The 17760-nt window shown below is 61.7% G+C and carries 13 protein-coding genes; 5 read left to right on the forward strand and 8 right to left on the reverse strand.

What is annotated here, in order from left to right; all coding sequences use genetic code 11:
* The first annotated feature begins 218 nt into the window (after positions 1-218).
* A complete protein-coding gene (locus tag FB597_RS19120) occupies positions 219-1181 on the forward strand; it encodes a Dyp-type peroxidase (RefSeq protein WP_144770407.1) in 963 nt (320 codons plus the stop codon).
* Positions 1182-1366: 185 nt separating this feature from the next.
* On the opposite strand, the gene FB597_RS19125 is transcribed toward FB597_RS19120, so the two are convergent.
* Positions 1367-2359, reverse strand: a complete 993-nt coding sequence (locus tag FB597_RS19125; RefSeq protein WP_144770408.1) for a LysR family transcriptional regulator — start codon at positions 2357-2359, stop codon at positions 1367-1369.
* A 192-nt stretch (positions 2360-2551) separates the two neighbouring features.
* Between FB597_RS19125 and FB597_RS19130 the strand changes: the two genes are divergently transcribed.
* A complete protein-coding gene (locus FB597_RS19130) occupies positions 2552-3676 on the forward strand; it encodes an MFS transporter (RefSeq protein WP_255517218.1) in 1125 nt (374 codons plus the stop codon).
* Positions 3677-3847: 171 nt separating this feature from the next.
* Here the strand turns inward: FB597_RS19130 and FB597_RS19135 are convergent, their stop codons facing one another.
* The 7 genes from FB597_RS19135 to FB597_RS19165 all read right to left on the reverse strand — a co-directional run bounded on the left by FB597_RS19135 (position 3848) and on the right by FB597_RS19165 (position 12967).
* On the reverse strand, positions 3848-5539 hold the full coding sequence (locus tag FB597_RS19135) for a methyl-accepting chemotaxis protein (protein WP_144770409.1): 1692 nt from the start codon (positions 5537-5539) through the stop codon (positions 3848-3850).
* A gap of 350 nt (positions 5540-5889) precedes the next feature.
* A complete protein-coding gene (locus FB597_RS19140; RefSeq protein ID WP_370454734.1) occupies positions 5890-7764 on the reverse strand; it encodes a family 2A encapsulin nanocompartment cargo protein cysteine desulfurase in 1875 nt (624 codons plus the stop codon).
* Between the two features lie 18 nt (positions 7765-7782).
* A complete protein-coding gene (locus FB597_RS19145) occupies positions 7783-8715 on the reverse strand; it encodes a family 2A encapsulin nanocompartment shell protein (RefSeq protein ID WP_141912700.1) in 933 nt (310 codons plus the stop codon).
* Between the two features lie 78 nt (positions 8716-8793).
* Positions 8794-9114, reverse strand: a complete 321-nt coding sequence (locus tag FB597_RS19150; RefSeq protein WP_255517219.1) for a helix-turn-helix domain-containing protein — start codon at positions 9112-9114, stop codon at positions 8794-8796.
* An 11-nt stretch (positions 9115-9125) separates the two neighbouring features.
* Positions 9126-9935, reverse strand: a complete 810-nt coding sequence (epsC, locus tag FB597_RS19155; protein ID WP_370454733.1) for a serine O-acetyltransferase EpsC — start codon at positions 9933-9935, stop codon at positions 9126-9128.
* Between the two features lie 96 nt (positions 9936-10031).
* Positions 10032-10532, reverse strand: a complete 501-nt coding sequence (locus FB597_RS19160) for a rhodanese-like domain-containing protein (protein ID WP_144770412.1) — start codon at positions 10530-10532, stop codon at positions 10032-10034.
* Positions 10533-10918: 386 nt separating this feature from the next.
* Positions 10919-12967 (reverse strand): bifunctional diguanylate cyclase/phosphodiesterase, encoded by a 2049-nt coding sequence (locus tag FB597_RS19165; protein WP_255463905.1) that lies wholly within the window; start codon positions 12965-12967, stop codon positions 10919-10921.
* A gap of 131 nt (positions 12968-13098) precedes the next feature.
* On the opposite strand from FB597_RS19165, the gene FB597_RS19170 reads away from it, so the two are divergent.
* From FB597_RS19170 to FB597_RS19180, 3 genes are all read left to right on the forward strand, one after another.
* Positions 13099-13413, forward strand: coding sequence for a hypothetical protein (locus FB597_RS19170; protein ID WP_144770413.1), 315 nt, complete (start codon positions 13099-13101; stop codon positions 13411-13413).
* Between the two features lie 210 nt (positions 13414-13623).
* The gene (locus FB597_RS19175; protein ID WP_186442823.1) at positions 13624-16566 is read left to right on the forward strand and encodes an MHYT domain-containing protein; all 2943 of its coding nucleotides are present in this window, start codon (positions 13624-13626) and stop codon (positions 16564-16566) included.
* Positions 16567-16605: 39 nt separating this feature from the next.
* Positions 16606-17610 carry a two-component system response regulator gene (locus FB597_RS19180; protein WP_141912715.1) on the forward strand — a complete coding sequence of 335 codons (1005 nt, stop codon included), beginning with the start codon at positions 16606-16608 and terminating at the stop codon, positions 17608-17610.
* Positions 17611-17760 lie beyond the last annotated feature (150 nt).

Below are 17760 nucleotides of genomic sequence, written 5' to 3' on the forward strand. Positions count from 1 at the left end.
TAAGATTTTTTCATGGCAATATTCGTGGGCCGGCATGCCGTTATTCTTCTGCCGGAAAAACGATTTGATCCGGATGGCGCCGTAAGGCTTATATTTGCGCATTGGGGAGGCAGATAGGCAGCCATAGCGAGATAAGTTATCTTGTCATCCTGCACGAAGAGGTTTTTGCGGGGGGAGTGCGTTGATAACCAAGTGGGCGATAAGGCGAGATCAGGAAAATGGCAATTCCACAAACAATGCTGTCGGTCGTGGCCCGTGATGAGATTCATTTGCAGTTTGCGTTAAAGCAGAATACCGATGTCCGCGACCTGTTCAAGGTGCTGGGCAAACTGTGGGAAGCGGAGATAACAGGCATCGCGGATCCGACGCTGGATCGGCATCACCAGTTGGCCGGCGGGACGGGGAATATTGTCCTGGGCATCAGGCCGGAGCTGTGGCGGGGGATGTTTCCTGAGGATATTCCGGATAACCTGCATTCCTTCGACCAGGATCTGGTCGGCATCAATGGCATGGTTGCACCCGCGACCCAGCAGGATTTCTGGATCTGGATCACGCAATCGAATGCGGCCACGCTCTATGACAGCACGAGCAAGGCGGTGGCGCTGCTGCGTCCTTTTGCCACCCTGGTGAGCGAACAGGTCTGCTTTCCCTACCATAACAACGTGACCTTCGATGGGTTCGCCGATGGCGTGGCCAATCCCAATCCGTTCCGCGCCAATAGCGTTGCGATCATTGCCGACGGCGAGAAGGGCGCGGGCGGCTCGACGGTACTGGTGCAGAAATGGTCCATGGACGTGGACAAACTGAAGGCCCTTCCCGTGCGCGAGGCCGAAGGCGTCTGGGGGCGAACCAAGGCCGGAAGCCACGAACTGGATCCGTTGCCTGGCAATTCCCATGTCGGCAGAAACCAGTTCCGGAGGAATGGCGAGGAAATGGATATCGTCCGGCGCAATGCCAATTATGGCAATGCGCGGGAGTCGGGCATCATGTTCGTAGGCTTTTGCAGCGATATTTCCGTGACGCTGGGAATGCTTGAGCAGATGTATGGGGTCGGCCCCGACGGGATTGAACAGACTGATCGGTTGCTGGATTTTTCCACGCCTCTTTCTTCCGCGATCTATTTCGTGCCAAGTTTGGATGCCTTGGCGAGCGCGGGGATCGCGCCGGAAGATAGCGACTAGGTTCGTAAATTCTTCATTCCCGATGGTTCAACACTCTGGTGTGCCAGAAGTTCGAAGATGGCCTCGATTCAATGACATGAGTCGATCGCAAGACAGTTAACCACCGGCTGATTGGCAGATCGCTCTGGACGTTCCATGGATGTCGTTTTTCCTGTTTTTCCTTTTCCTCAGCATTGCACTGCCTCTTACTTTTTCGATGCAAGCCTTTTTGGCGTGGTTGCCTTGGTGGCGACACCCGCTTTTCCGGGAGCATGCACCACGCTCAACAGTTCCGAGGTTGCCTGATCGAACCGGATCACCAGGAAGTCGAGCAGCGCACGTACGCGTGCAGGCATCAACGTGCCGGCGTGAAAAACCGCATGGACGCCTGCTTCTTCGATGCCATGTTGGTCAAGCACGGATGTGATTTTTCCACAGCGGATGTCGTCGATGGCATCCCAGATGGTTTTCCTGGCCAGCCCTTTACCGTCCAGCATCCATTCCCGAGCCAGGGCGCCATCATTGGTTTCCCAAGCGCGCGCTAAAGGAATGTCGAAACACTGCTGATGCCCATTTTTCTGGAAGCGTAGTTCGCTCAACGGTCCGGCGCTAGTCGACAGTAAAACAAAATCGTGGTGCGCGAGATCTTCCACGGTCTGCGGCGTTCCATGTCGTGCCAAATACGCTGGGGTGGCGCAAAGCACTCGCCAGTTCGGCGCCAGACGACGCGTGGCCAATGTGCCTTCGGCGGGCATGCCAAAACGAATGGCCAGGTCGATGTCGTCTCGCAGCAAATCCGCCAATCCATCCGACAGGCTGAGTGCGATTTTCAGATGGGGATGCTGGCGGCAGAATTCGTCCAGCCATGGCTTGAGGGTGCGACGCCCAAAATCAGCGGAGGCAGAAATACGAATCTTGCCGCTGATTTCGCGCGTGTTTGCCAGGAGTTCTGCCTCGGCATCGTCGATGGCCTCCAGCGCGATCTTGCAATAGCGGAGATAAACCCGCCCCTCCTCGGTCAGGCGAAGCTTGCGTGTAGACCGATGAAAGAGCTTCGCATGCAGTGCCGTCTCCAGCTTGAGGAGCCTGGCGCTGGCTGCCGCTGGCGAGAGGCCAAGCTTGCGGCCGGCGGCGGACAAACTTCCCAGTACGGCGGTATCGGCAAAAAGGCGTATGTCGCCAAGTCGATCAGTGGCCATTATTCATTTGGTTTTGAAAGTAATTCAAATATTGAGCTAATTATCAATTCTAAATTATTAAATCACACTGTATCCCTGACTTGGAAGATGATGAAAGGGCCTACGGTGACGAAACAATCGAACTTAACTCATATGAGCGCCGGCGAGCCAGGAAGCAGGGGATTCCCCTTGCCCAGTCTCCTGGCGTTGACGATGGCCAGTTTCATTGCCACCGCAAATGAGAGCATGCCGGCTGGATTGCTGCCAAGGATTGCCGCAGATTTTGGCATCTCGCAGGCGGGCGCCGGCCAGTTAGTCACTTGCTGTGCCTTCGGCGCCGGACTGGCTGCCATCCCACTGACGTCCCTGACGGCAGGATGGCAGAGACGCCGGTTGCTGGTGGCAGCGCTGCTGGTTTTCGTGGTGGGTAATGTGGTGACTGCTGCGACGGATTGTTACCCGCTAGCTTTGCTCTCCCGATTGGTGATCGGCCTGGCAACTGGCGTGACCTGGAGTCTCCTGGCCGGGTATGCGCGCCGCCTGGTGACGTCCGAGCGACAAGGTGGTGCCATGGCGCTGGCGATGGCCGGTATTCCACTGGCGCTGGCCCTGGGGATGCCGCTGGGCAGTTGGCTGGGCGCATTGGCGGGCTGGCGCAGCGTGTTCTTCCTCCTGGCCGCGATGGGCGTCAGCCTGATTGCATGGGTATATGCCGCCGTTCCGCAATTCGACGGCGAGCCGGAGCATCGGCGCATGCGATTGGCGCAGCTAGTCATGCAGCCCGGTATTCGTCCGATCCTGCTGGTGTTGGCGCTCTGGATATTCGCTCACTACCTGCTATATACCTACATAGCTTCGCTGCTTGCATGGCTAGGTTTCGCACGCTTGCTGGAGCCGGCATTGCTGCTGTTCGGGCTAAGTGCGGTGGCCGGAAATTGGCTGGTCGGCATGATGATCGACCGTTGGCTGCGTTACCTCGTGCTCGGATGTCTGGCGGTCTTTACAGCGACAGCGGCAGTGCTTAGCCTCGAACCCGCCAACTCCGTGCTCATCTATGTTGCCATTGCCACCTGGGGCTTAAGTTTCGGAGGGGCTCCCACGCTGCTGCAAACAGCACTTGCCGATCATGCCGGAGAGCATGCAGACAGTGCGCAGTCGATACTCGTCACGGTGTTCAATCTGGCGTTTGCCGCCAGCAGCGGGGTGGGGGGCGTGTTGTTGCAGAGCGGGGGCGCCGGGATGTTGCCTGTTGCGGTCGTCGTGATGCTGGCGACCGCTGCGACGGTGGCTTGGCTGGCTTCACGTGCCGGATTTGCACCGGGCGCCCGCAGCCGTTGAACAAGAATGGCGAGGCATGGAAGGTTTGCTCTTGGCCGATAAGAGACATCGAAATGGCAGACCGCTGTTCCTGAGCATGAGATCAATGGTTGCCGTGAGCCGCGCCCTCATGGACGAAGGTAAGCCCGTGATGAACACACCCGCATCAGCGGGTGTGTCCGGGGGCGATCGTTAGAATTGTTCCCAGTCGTCCTTGGCCGCCGTAGCGGCTGGCGCCAGGCGTTTTTTCCCGTCGTCACGCGTCAGGGTGGGCAGCTTGGGTGTGATATTGCGGGCGTATTGTTCGGGCGCGGCAGCGGTATCGTGCGCCAGGCGGTTGCCGTCGATCTTGAACACGCCAACGATCTGGGACAGGTTGGACGCCTGATGCTGCAAGGACTGTGCGGCGGCCGCTGCTTCTTCGACCAGTGCCGCATTCTGCTGCGTGACCTGGTCCATTTGCGAAACCGCCTGGTTGACCTGTTCGATCCCTTCGCCTTGTTCGCGGCTGGCGTCGGTGATTTCACCGACGATGTCGGTCACGCGTTTGACGCTGGCCACCACTTCGTTCATGGTCTGGCCTGCCTGTCCGACCAGTTTGCTGCCGGAGTCGACCTTGTCGACCGAGTCGTCGATGAGCGACTTGATCTCCTTGGCCGCGGCGGCGCTGCGCTGCGCCAGCGTGCGCACTTCGCTGGCCACGACCGCGAAGCCGCGGCCCTGCTCGCCCGCGCGCGCCGCTTCCACGGCGGCATTCAAGGCCAGGATATTGGTCTGGAAGGCAATGCCGTCGATCACGCCGATGATATCGACAATCTTGCGCGACGATTCATTGATGGCCGTCATCGTGTCGACCACCTGGCCGACGACGTTGCCGCCTTCGACTGCCACGGCCGAAGCCGAGATGGCAAGTTGGTTCGCTTCGCGCGCATGCTCGGCATTCTGCTTGACCGCGCTAGTCAGCTGTTCCATGGAGGAGGCCGTTTCTTCGAGCGAGCTGGCCTGTTCCTCGGTACGGCTGGAGAGGTCCAGGTTGCCGGCGGCGATCTGGGTCGAGGCGGTGGAAATGGTGTCGGTGCCCAGGCGTACCTGCGTGACGATATTAAGGAGATTGTCATTCATGGTCCGCAACGCGCGCAGCAACTGCCCGGTTTCATCCTTGCCGGTGGCGTCGATTTGCGATGTCAGGTCCCCGGCGGCGACGGTTTGCGCCACCTTGACGGCGCGGTTGAGCGGCCAGGTGATGCTGCGCGTGACCAGCCAGGCCGTCAGCACGGCGAACGCGATGGCCATCGTGCCCAGGGCGATCATCAGGTTGCGCGCTTCCCGGTACTCGGTCTTGGCATCTTCACCGGACTCGTGCATCAGCTGGTTCTGGTGCGCGATCAATTTTTCAACCGTGCTCATGTAGCCCAATTGCAAGGGGCGGACGGTTTCCAGCAAGAGAATGGTGGCCTCGTTCCTGGCGCCTTCCTGGACCAGCCGCAACACCTCGTCGCGCTTGGCATTGTATTGCGTACGCGCTTCCAGGATGTCCTTCATCAGGGCGCGCCCCTTGTCTCCCTTGATCATGCCGTCGAGTTTCTCGATTGCAGCCTGGGTCTTCTGGCTGGCCTCATGGATCACCTGTATTTCCTTGCCGGTCTGTCCGGTATCGGTCATCAGCAATATGTTGCGCGAAGCGCGCGCGATCAGGTTGACCTTGTCGATGATCTCGTTGGCCAGTACGGTTTTAGGATATTTGTCGTTGATGACATCGTCCATCTGCGAATTGAGCAGAAACAGCCGTGAGGTGCCCAGTGTTGCCATTGCCATCAACAACACCACCAGAAATCCAAAGCCGATGCCCAGGCGTGTACCAATTTTCAAGTTTGTTATGCGCATTTTCTTCCCCTTTTTGACGTCGTGAAAAAACTGTTGAAACCGGCTGTCAGGCGAGTGTGTGGAAGGTGAATGCCGGCGCCATGGATGGCAAGCCGCAGCGGCGCACACATTTGGTGCTGATTGTGCGTATTTCTTTCCAGCAATGCAATAGCTGTCGCAGTCCGGAGGCGGGAGAAGGCGCCGTTAGCGGGATATCGGTTCAGGAGACGGAACGGGCCGTTGCGCCGGGAGGGCGTCGGGGAGGTGGGGAAGTATCGGCGACCAGGAGCGCGATGGGCTGCTGGCCCTGAGCATCAGGGGCGGCAGATGGCCCTTGTTGCACCCGGGCCATCTGCCGTACTCCTGCGCCTTCAGTGCTTGCCGCGTTGGGCGGCCAGGCGTCCGACGACGGCCAGCAGGCAGTCGATTTCGTCGAAGGTGTTATAGAACGCCAGCGACGGACGCACGGTGGTCTCCACGCCGAAGCGGCGCAGGATCGGTTGGGCGCAGTGGTGGCCGGTGCGCACCGCGATGCCTTCCTGGTTGAGCGCCTTGCCCACTTCCTCGGTCGAATAGCCGTCCAGCACGAAGGACATCACGCTGGCCTTGTGCGCGGCCGTGCCGATCAGCCGCAGGCCCTTGATCTCGCCCAGCTTTTGCATGCCGTACTCCAGCAGCGCATGCTCATAGCCGGCGATGTTCTCGATGCCGATGCGGTTGACATAGTCGATCGCCGCCCCCAGGCCGACGGCGTCGGCGATGTTGCCGGTACCGGCTTCAAAGGTATTGGGCAGCGGCTGGAACACGGTCTTCTCGAAGGTGACGTCGGCGATCATGTTGCCGCCGCCTTGCCAGGGCGGCATGTCTTCCAGCACTGCGCGCTTGCCCCAGAGCACGCCGATGCCGGTCGGCCCGAACACCTTGTGGCCGGAGAACACGAAGAAGTCCGCTCCCAGCGCCTGCACGTCGGTGCGTATGTGCGACACCGATTGCGCGCCGTCGACCAACGCTTTGGCGCCGGCGCGATGCGCCAGTTCGACGATTTCCTTGACCGGCGTGACCGTGCCCAGCGCGTTCGAGACCTGCGTGACGGCCACGATTTTGGTGCGGTCGTTGAGCAGCTTGGCATATTCGTCCAGCAAGACCTGCCCCGAATCGTCCACCGGGATCACCCGCAGCCTGGCGCCTTTCTCGGCCGCCAGTTGCTGCCAGGGGACGATGTTGGCGTGGTGTTCCAGGTGCGAGACGATGATCTCGTCGCCGGCGCCGACGTGTTTGGCGCCCCAGCTCTTGGCCACCAGGTTGATGGCCTCGGTGGTGCCGCGCACGAAGATGACTTCGTTCACGTCCGGCGCGTTGATGAAGCCGCGCACCCGTTCGCGCGCGCCTTCGTAGGCATCGGTGGCGCGCGCGGCCAGTTCATGCGCGGCGCGGTGGATGTTGGAGTTTTCGCGGCGGTAGAACTCGCTGATGCGGTCGATCACCGACTGCGGCTTGTGCGTGGTGGCGGCGTTGTCGAACCAGATCAGCTTGCGGCCGTTGACGCGCTCTTGCAGGATCGGAAAGTCGCGCCGCACCGCATGCACGTCGAACGCAGGATGCCGGCCGCTGCCGGCCAGCGGCGCGCGGTTGTGCGGGTCCTGCTTGGGCGGCGTGACGAAGCCGCCGGGCAGTTCCACAGCATGCAGGAAGTAATACTGCGGCGTGGCCGATGCCTGCGGCGGCTGGGGCGGCGTGCCCGCCGAGGGATGGCCGTGGCCGCCGTCGAGGAAGTAATAGCCGGTATCGGCCGCAGGCAAGGCCGCCGCCGGCGAGGCCGTCTGCGGCACGCCGGTGACGGCGCCGCCCAGGCGCGGCTCATAAGCCGGCAAGGCCGACAGTGCCTTGTCGGGGACGCCGTTGCCGGCTTGCGCGGCCGGCGCCAGCGATGGCGCGCGGTTGCCCAGCGACAGCACCTGGTGCGGCGACGACGGGATTAGGTTGACGCCCGGCGCCAGTCCCTGGGGAATGGCGGTGCCGGGAACGCCCTGGCCGAAGCCGGCCGGGCCGGACAGCGGCGAGGCCGGCGGCGCGATGTTGGCCGGCGCCTGCACGCCATGCGGCGCAAATGGCGCTGAAAGCGGAGGCGCGGCGAACAGTTCCGTGGCCAGGCGCGCCAGCAGCGCCGGGTCGAACGGCGCTGCCGACGCATCCGGCACTGCCGCGGCCGGCGGCAGGCCCGGTCCGGCGGGAGCGGAAGAGGGGATGCTCACGATTGCGTCCTCTTATTTGTAGGTGTCGGGATAGTCGTGGTACTTGTTGATCTCGACGTCGTCCAGCACCGCCAGCGCATCGCTGGTCAGCACCGCCAGCGAGCAATACAGCGAGATCAGGTACGACGAGATCGCATGGTTGTTGATGCCCATGAAGCGTACCGACAGGCCCGGGCTCTGTTCGCCCGGCAGGCCCGGCTGGAACAGGCCGACCACGCCCTGGCGCTTGTCGCCCACGCGCAAGAGCAGGATCTTGCTCTTGCCGTCGGCCACCGGCACCTTGTCCGACGGGATCAGCGGGACGCCGCGCCAGGTGATGAACTGCGAACCGAACAGGCTGATGGTCGGCGGCGGGGTGCCGCGGCGGGTGGCTTCACGGCCGAAGGCGGCGATCGCCAGCGGATGCGCCAGGAAGAAGGCCGGCTCTTTCCAGACCTTGGTCAGCAGCTCATCGAGGTCGTCCGGGGTCGGCGCGCCGGTCAGCGGGAAGATGCGCTGCTCCTCCGTCACCTGGGCCAGCAGGCCGTAGTCGGGGTTGTTGATCAGTTCGCTTTCCTGGTTTTCCTTGATGGTCTCGATGGTCAGGCGCAACTGTTCCTTGATCTGGTCGTGTGGGCTGCTGTACAGGTCCGAGACGCGGGTATGCACGTCGAGGATGGTGGACACCGCATTCAGGAAATACTCGCGCGGTTGCTCCTCGTAGTCGACGAAGGTGCGCGGCAACTGGTTTTCCTCTTCGCGCGCGGTGCAGGTGACCTTGATCGATTCCGGATTCCTGACCTTGTTCAGGCGATAGATGCCGGCCTCCACCGGAACCCATTGCAACAGATGCGTCAACCAGCGCGGGCTGATGGTTTCGAGTTGGGGCGCGGTTTTGGTGGCGTTGGCTAGTTGCCTTGCTGCGTTATCGCCGAGTGCGGTGGTACCGCCGACTGTTGCCGACATCTGGACTCCAATATGGGTGGGTTAAGGGGAAAGTGTGTGAAGCGACGGCTCAAAGTGTCGCGGCTGGCAGGGGATGGCTCAACATGCTATAGCCATCAATTTCAAACCACGCACGAGATTCTGCTGACTGATGTTTTCACCGCGCGTCACCAGTTCGGACGGCGACAAGGTGAGCGCATTGGCCAGTTTTTCCACGGTCACCAAAGAAGCGATCGCGGTACCGCGCTCGATCTCCCCGATGTAGGAGCGGTTCAGGTTCGAGTTTTCGGCCAGGCGCTCCTGCGACCAGCCGCGCGCGCGCCGCAGCTGGCGCACGCCGATGCCGAAGCTTTGGACCAGCGCGCTGGACAGCGCCTCGTCCTCGGTGCGCAGCGCTGGCCTGTCGGCAACCGGGTTCATGTCGATCTCCGTCATGCCGCGGCGGCGGCCGTGAACACGGCGCCTTCTTCGCGCGACGCCGCCTGCGAGATATGCGCCCCGGCCGGCACATCGTGGGTCAGCCAGACATTGCCGCCGATCACCGCGCCGCGGCCCAGGGTGATGCGGCCGAGGATGGTGGCGCCGGCGTAAATGACGACATCGTCCTCGACCACCGGATGGCGCGCATTGCCCTTTTCCAGCTTGCCCTGGGCATCGGTGGGAAAGCGCTTGGCGCCCAGCGTGACGGCTTGGTAGATGCGCACGTTATTGCCGATGATGGCGGTTTCGCCGATCACCACGCCGGTGCCGTGGTCGATGAAGAAGCCCGAACCGATGCGGGCGCCGGGGTGGATATCGATGCCGGTGGCGCTGTGCGCCAGTTCCGAGATGATGCGGGCCAGCAGCGGCAGGCCCAGCTGGTAGAGGCGATGCGCCAGCCGGTAGTGGATCATCGCCAGCGTGCCGGGGTAGCACAGCAGCACCTCGTCGACGCTGCGCGCAGCCGGGTCGCCATGGAAGGCGGCCAGCACGTCGCTGTCGAGCAGGCTGCGGATATCCGGGAGCGAGGCGCCGAAGGCGCGCGTCACATGCAAGGCGTCGGCATCGAGCTCCGGCACGGCCTTGTTTTGCAGGCTGGCGCTGTATTTCCTGCCGCAAGTCCGGCGGCCCCAGCCGCATCGGGAACAGCACGCCCTTGAGGCTGTCGACGATCGTCGCCAGCGCGTCGCGCGAGGGGAATTCACGGCCATTGGCGTCGTTGTTGCGCCGTTGCGAGAGACGCCAGTCCAAACGCGCTTCATGCAGCGACTGGACGATCTGGTGGATATCGAAATTGGCCACGTGGTCCTCGTGAGATATGTTGTGCAGCCGGATGCGTGCTTACCCTAGTCCCGATCCTAGTCCTGTAGCCAGGGCAAGCCATGGAAGCGCCAGCCGTTAGCTTTTCCGCGCTGGAGTTGTTCGTCGATCTCGCCTTCGAAGCCTTCCAGCACATTGAAAATACAGGTCAGCCCGGCCTTGGCGGCGGCTTGTGCCGCTGCCGCCGAACGCTTGCCGCTGCGGCACAGCAGCAGGGTGGGCACCTCCTTGCCGCCGATCTTGCTTTCCAGTTCGCGCACGAAACGGGGATTGCGCGACAGCGAGGTGCCGGTGGCCCAGGCGACATGGGCGCTGCCGGGGACATGGCCGACGAACTTGCGTTCTTCGGCGGTGCGCACGTCGACCAGCAATGCCTTGCCGGCCGAGAACAGCGCCCATGCGGCCTGCGGCGTCACGCCGCCGGCGTAAGGCAGGCCGGCGGCGGCCGCCTGGTCGCGGATGGCGGCCAGTTCCTGCGGCAGTTCGAGCGGGGCGGCAAGTTTCGCCGGGACGGCGCTGAGGGGGGAGCCTGATGACATCGCGAATTCTCCTGATGCAAGGGGTGCTGCCGTTGCGAAAGCAGTCCCGGAATTGGTGGTTATAGACGGCAATTCATGGGGCCACTCTAAAACCACGGGAGAAGAAAGCGAACGAATAAAAGGGAGGCTTGAAAGAAGTAAAACGCATAAGGCGGTGTACCCATGCTGCTTGCCGCCGGCTATCGGGGAAGCCTTGCGCCTTGATCCATGCCGCCATGGCGGCGGCATGGATCAAGGCGCGATCGGGATCGGGCGCAACGGCAATGGCGGGAGCGCGGCTCCGGCCGGTTTGCCTGTCCTGGCGCATGCGAGGGCCGGCCGCTTGGATCAGCGCCCCGGCCGCTGTCGCATCCGGGGGAGCGATGGGGCGGGGCTGGCGCCGACCGTCAACATGCCACGCTGCGCTTGTCTGCGAGCCAGCGGTTTTCGATTTCAGCAGGCGCCAATGGATGCGCGTGCAGGTAGCCCTGGATGATATCGCAGCCGGCCGAGCGCAAAAAGGCATTCTGCTCTTCGGACTCGACGCCTTCGGCCACCACCCGCAGGCGCAGCTTATGCGCGATGGCGATGATGGCTTCGGTAATGGCGACGTTGTCGGCGTCATGGGGAATGTCCTTGACGAAACTGCGGTCGATCTTGAGCGTGTCGAGCGGATATTGCTTCAGGCTCGCCAGGGATGAATAGCCCGTGCCAAAATCATCGACCGAAATGGCCACGCCCAGTTCGCGCATGCGCTTGAGCAGCGCCGTGGCCGCCTGCTGGTTTTGCATGATTGCGCTCTCGGTGATCTCCAGTTCCAGCAGGGAGGGCGGCAGGCCGCTTTGCGCCAGCGCGGCGTCGATGGCGGCGGGAAGATCGTCGGACAGGAATTGGCACGGCGACAGGTTCACGGCAATGCGCCCGAAACGATACCCGCGATCCAGCCAGGCTTTGCCCTGCCTGCAGGCTTCCCGCAAAATCCAGCCGCCCAGCGGAACGATCAGCCCGGTTTGTTCTGCCAGGCTGATGAACAGCCCCGGCGCCACCAGTCCGCGGGACGGATGGCGCCAGCGCACCAGCGCTTCCATGCCGCACAGCCGGTTGTCGGCGGCGCCGAACTGCGGCTGGTAAAACAGTTCGAACTCCTGCCGTTCCAGGGCGTGCCGCAAGCTGTTTTCCAGCAGCATCTGCTCCAGCGCATGGTCGCTCATTTCCTTGTTGAACAGCTGGAAGGCGTTCTTCCCGCGTTCTTTCGCGCGGTACATGGCGATATCGGCGTTTTTGAGCATGGTCATGGCATCCTTGCCATGTTGCGGATAAATCGCGCAACCGATGCTGGCGCTCATGAATATCTTGTGGCCGTTGATGAAAAACGGTTCGGCCATGTCGGACATGAGGCGTTGCGCCAACTCGGCCGCCATGCCTTCCGAGGCGGCATCATCGAGCACCACGATGAACTCATCCCCGCCGAAGCGCGCCAGCACATCCTGTTGCCGCAATTGCCGGCGCAGCCGTTCGGTCGCGGCAACCAGCAATTGGTCGCCGGAATGGTGGCCCAGCGTATCGTTGACGGATTTGAACCGGTCGAAATCGATGAAAAAAAGCACCAGCTGCCGATCGCATTGTTCTGCGCTGCCGATCTTTTCGGAAAGGATGCGCATGAGGCTGTTGCGGTTGAGCAGTCCCGTCAGGCTGTCATGCTCGGCCAGGTAGGCCAGCTTGTTTTCCGCTTCCTTGCGGATGGTGTTGTCGGTGAAGACGCCCACATAATGTGAAATGGCATCGTGATTGCCGCGGATGGTCGAGATCGACAGCCAGGCCGGGTACCAGGTGCCGTCCTTGCGCCGGTCCATCATTTCGCCTTGCCAGTTCCCGATGGAGGCCAGTTGTTCCAGCATGCTGCGGTTGACGCCGGTGCGGGAGCTGGGGCCGGTCATCATGCGCGAATGCTTGCCGAGCGCCTCATCGATGCCGTAACCGGTAATCCGGGTGAAAGCCGGGTTGACCGTCAGGATGCGGAACTGTTCATCGGTGATGAGGATGCCCTCGCTGGCCGATTCGAACACCCGGTCGGCCAGGCGCGAATGCCACGCCGCCTGCACCTGCTCGTGGACATCCAGCGCCATTTCAATCAGGACCGTGCGGCCGTCAAGCTCATCCACGCTGCCATGTACATCCACCCAGCGCCGGACGCCATCCTGGCCGACCATGCGGCGCGTATGGCGGACGTGGCTGCGCGCGCCTTCCAGCAATTGCCGGTGGTGCGCCTGGACCTGCGCCAGGTCTTCCGGCGCGACCAGCTCTGGAAACGGCAATCCGATCATCGCCTCCGCATGGCCGTAGCCCAGGATATCCGCCATTTTGGGGTTGGCGTACAGCACGTTGCCCACCGCATCGACCATGTAAACGCCAACCAGCGCCTGTTCATGGAAATGGCGCGAGCTGCGTTCTGGCAAGGTGCGGTTTCTTGCGTGTCGTGGCGGAAAATATGCTTGGGAGGTGACTGGAAGATCGTGAGTATCGCTGATAGGCACGGACATGGTTGTTTTCCACACTGATTGCGGTCTTGCCGTCGAACCGGTAACACATGAACGGAACATTGCTGCGGTGGCAATGGATCATATTGGGCGCCGCATCGGATGCCGCCGCACACAACTCGGATGTGCAGGCATTTCCCTTTGCGGTTTGGCCTTTGTTAACTCAGATGCGCCGGGTTTTTCCCTTTGTTGTTTGTCTCAATCGCATGTCTCCTGCTTGCGTCTCCCGGCGCGACAAAGGATGTGTTGTCGCGGGCGGGCAGTCCATCAGGAATGCCCGCATTGGGTTCCGGAGAAACATGGAAAACAAGACGGGGACATGGCGCTCGTTATCGCCAAGGCGCGTGGTGCTGCGCATCGGCTGATTTTTTTGTTTTCCGAATCATGCCTGAGAAGTATCCGAAAGTCATGCCCAATGGGCGCCGGGAATGAAGGTTCGCACGAACATGTCTCCCAGGCCATGTCGTGCGCCGGGCCTGCCATGCCGATAGCGTTATTGGAACAATGGGTTGGCAATTAATGGATAGAATGTCACAAAATATGTGAACTTTTGATGTGTCGGGGGAAGAAGGCGGATGGGCAATTTCTTTTTTAGTGCCTTGAATGGCGGGGATGTTCTACAAGGCACTTACAGTCCCGGGCTGGTACTGCTGTCGTTGTTCGTGTCGATGTTTTCGGCCACCATGGCCTTGCAAACCGCTTATGTGGCAAGGCATAGCACCCAGCGGCTGCACCGGCAGGTCGCCATCGCCACGGGCGCCATCGCATTGGGGGGCGGCATCTGGACGATGCATTTCATCGGCATGCTGGCATTCGATCTGTGCGTGTCGGTGGATTACAGCCTGGGGATCACGGCGTTGTCGATCGTCCCGGCGCTGGCCGCCTCATGGGTGGCATTGAGCATGTTGTCGCGGGACAATGTATCCATGCTGCAACTGTTGGCCGGCGGCGTGCTGATGGGCGCCGGCATCGGCACCATGCATTACACCGGCATGGCGGCCATGCGGATGTCGGCTGTCTTGCGTTACGACCCCCTGTATTTCTCCCTGTCCATCCTGGTGGCCGTGGTCCTGGCGACGATCTCCCTGGGCGTGCGCTTCAAGCTGCAAGGCATCGGGATGCGGCGCCTCACGCGCCTGGTCATCAGCGGTTGCATCATGGGCCTGGCGATTTGCGGCATGCATTACACCGGCATGAGCGCGGCCCGTTTCATCGGCTCGCCCGACACCCAGCATGGCGGGATCCTCATCAGCACGACATTTGCCTCGCTGGCGCTTTCCATGTTCACCATTACCGTGACGATACTGGTGACGGCGGCCAATGGGATGATGCGTTACAAGCAGACATTCCAGATGATGAAGGAGAGCGAGTCGCGCATCCGCGCCATCGTCGAGACGGCGGTCGACGGGATCATCACCATCGACAGCAAGGGCACGGTGCAAGCGATGAACCGCTCGGCCGAACGCCTGTTCGGATGGTCGGCCGATGAGGTGCTGGGCAAGAACATCAAGATACTGATGCCGGAACCGGACCAGTCGCGCCACGACGGTTACCTGAAGAATTTCCTGGCTACCGGACTCGCCAAGATCATCGGCCAGGGGCGCGAGGTGACCGCGCTGCACAAGAGCGGCAAGCTGATTCCCGTGCGCCTGGCCGTGGGACAGGTCGACTTGCCGGGAACGCCCCTGTTCGTCGGCTTCGTGACCGACATCAGCGAGCGCCGGGCGCTGGAGGCATCGTTGCGCGAAGCCGCGGAAAAGGCCGAACAGGCCGCGGCGGCCAAGACCACCTTCCTGGCCAACATGAGCCATGAGATCCGCACCCCGATGAATGCCGTGATCGGATTCTCGGAGCTGCTGCTCAAGGGGGAGTTGAGCGCCACGCAACGCGCCCACATGACCACGGTGCACCAGTCGGCGCGCTCGCTGCTGGGCCTGATCAACGACATCCTCGATACCACCAAGCTGGAAAAGGGCGGCGTGACGCTGGAGAGCATCGACTTTTCCCTGCTGGAAGTGGCGCAGCAAATCGTGACTTCCCTGCGGCTCAATGCCGAAAAGAAGAAACTGAACCTGATCCTCGATTACGCCGAGGGCATGCCGGAGTATTTCAAGGGCGATCCGCTGCGGATCCAGCAGGTATTGACCAACTTGCTCGGCAACGCCATCAAATTTACCCAGCAAGGCACGGTACGCCTGCATCTTTTCCGGGACGGCGATGGCGTCGGCATCGAAGTGTGGGATACCGGCATCGGCATGACGCCGGAACAGTTGAGCCGCATCTTCGACCCGTTCTCGCAGGCCGACGCCTCCATCAGCCGCCGCTTCGGCGGGACGGGTTTGGGCACCACGATTGCCAGCCAGTTGATCGAATTGATGGAAGGAACGATTTCGGCGCAAAGCGAATTGGGCAAAGGCAGCGTCTTCAGGCTGTCGCTTCCGCTCAAGCCCGGCGATAAGCCGGCGTTCCAGGCAAATGCACTGGGCATCAGCAAGCTGCCGGCATTGAATGTGCTGATTGCCGATGACGTTCCCCAGAATGTGGAGCTGCTCACGCTCTTGCTGGAAGAAGCCGGCCATACGGTGACGGCCGCCAGCGACGGCACCCAGGTGATAGAACTGTTCTTCGCGGGCCGCTACGACCTGGTGCTGATGGATGTGCATATGCCGAACGTGGATGGCCTGGAGGCCACCCGCCGCATTCGCGTCGAGGAAGCCCGGCAGGGGCGCGACAAGACGCCGATCATCGCCTTGACCGCCAGTGTCATGGAGGCCGACCGCAAAGCGGCGCAGGCGGCGGGCATGAACGGCTTCGCCAGCAAGCCTTTCGATATTCCCAAGCTGCGTGCCGAAATTGCGCGCGTGCTGAAAGTGGCGCCTGGCGAGCGGGTCATGATCGACCTCCAGGACGGCCAGGACAAGGTGATCGATTGGGCCAGGGGAGAACAGTTGTGGCGTACCAGGGAACGCATGGCCGAAGCCATTTTCCGCTTCCTGGCCGAGGTCGAGAAACGCCATCCGCTGCCGCCCCGGGATGCGTCCGCGGATACGGTGGACTGGGCGTTGACGGCCAAGAGCCTGCATGGCATTCGCGGCGCGGCCGCCAACCTGGGCTTGAGTGCCGTGGCGAACCTGAGCGGCATTCTGGAACGGGGAACCGACGGCCCCGCCGAAGACTGGTTCGGGCAGTTGCAAGCGTTGCGGGAGCAGCTGGACCTGGTCAAGAGCGTGTTGCAGGAGCAGCAATGGTCCTCCTCGCAGATCGCGGCCGCTGGCGGTAGCCCGGTCGATCCTGCCGATATCGCCGCCGCGCTGGAACAGCTGAGCAAGAGCTTGCGGCATGGTGAACTCGATGAAGACAATTTCGACAAGATCAGCAACTGGCTGATCGAGAATGGCGAGGTCGGAGTTCGCAATTCGATCCATGACGCCATCGAATCGTTCGATTTCGAGAGCGCCGATGAACAGCTTGGAAAACTGATCGAATCACTCAAGGCGGAGCAGCCGCCCGCCGTATAAGAAGCCGGGGCGGACGACCATGTTGAAGAGCACAAGGCTATGAAAAACGAAGAACGAAAATGCATCTTGCTGGTAGACGACGAGCCTACCAACCTGCAAGTCCTCAAGCATACGCTGCAGGACGAATATCGGCTCCTGTTTTCCCGGGACGGGGAAAAGGCGCTGCAATTGGCGCAGACCGAAAAGGTCGACCTGATCCTGCTGGATGTGATGATGCCGGGCATGACCGGCTACGACGTTTGCAAGGTGCTCAAGAGCGCGCCGGCGACCCAGTCGATCCCGGTCATTTTCATTACGGCATTGAACCAGGTATCCGATGAGCAGATGGGCTTCGACCTGGGCGCGGTGGACTACATCACCAAGCCGTTCAGCCCGATCATCGTCAAGGCGCGCGTCAAGAGCCAACTGTCGCTGGTGCAGCTGGACGTGCTGCGGGAGACCCGGCTGCAGGTGGTGCAATGCCTGGGCATGGCCGCCGAATACAAGGATAACGAAACCGGCATGCATGTCATCCGCATGAGTCACTATGCGAAAACCCTGGCGCTGCGCGCCGGCTATGGCGAGGCCGAAGCAGAGGAGCTGCTGCATGCGGCGCCGATGCACGATGTGGGCAAGATCGGCATTCCCGACGCGATCCTGCAGAAGCCCGGCAAGCTTGAGCCGGAAGAGTGGTTCATCATGCAGCAGCATGCGCGCATCGGTGCGGACATCATCGGCGAGCATGCTTCCGGCTTGCTGAAGACGGCCAGGCTCATCGCCCTGTACCATCATGAGAAATGGGACGGCAGCGGCTATCCGAACGGCTTGTCCGGCAACGACATCCCGCAGGCGGCGCGCATCATCGCTATCGCCGATGTGTTCGATGCCCTGACCAGCGCAAGGCCGTACAAATCCGCCTGGTCGGTCGACGATGCGCTGGATTTGATCCGGCGCGAAAGCGGCAGGCACTTCGATCCCGAACTGGTGCCGCTATTCATCGAATGCCTGCCGGAGATTCTTGAGATCAAGGCGCGCTGGAGCGACCCGATGGATGTCGCCGTCTGAGCGCGCATCTGTCGATTGCCAGGAGGCGATGGCGCAGGATGCCGGCATGAAGCGGACGCAGGCGTGACGGCATGTGCGCATGCCATGGCAATAAAAAAGACGGTGGAATTTTCCATCGTCTTTTTTTATTCCGCCAGGAACATCGGCGCC

It is taken from the genome of Herbaspirillum sp. SJZ099 (assembly GCF_007828355.1).
Classification (GTDB): Bacteria; Pseudomonadota; Gammaproteobacteria; order Burkholderiales; family Burkholderiaceae_D; genus Herbaspirillum.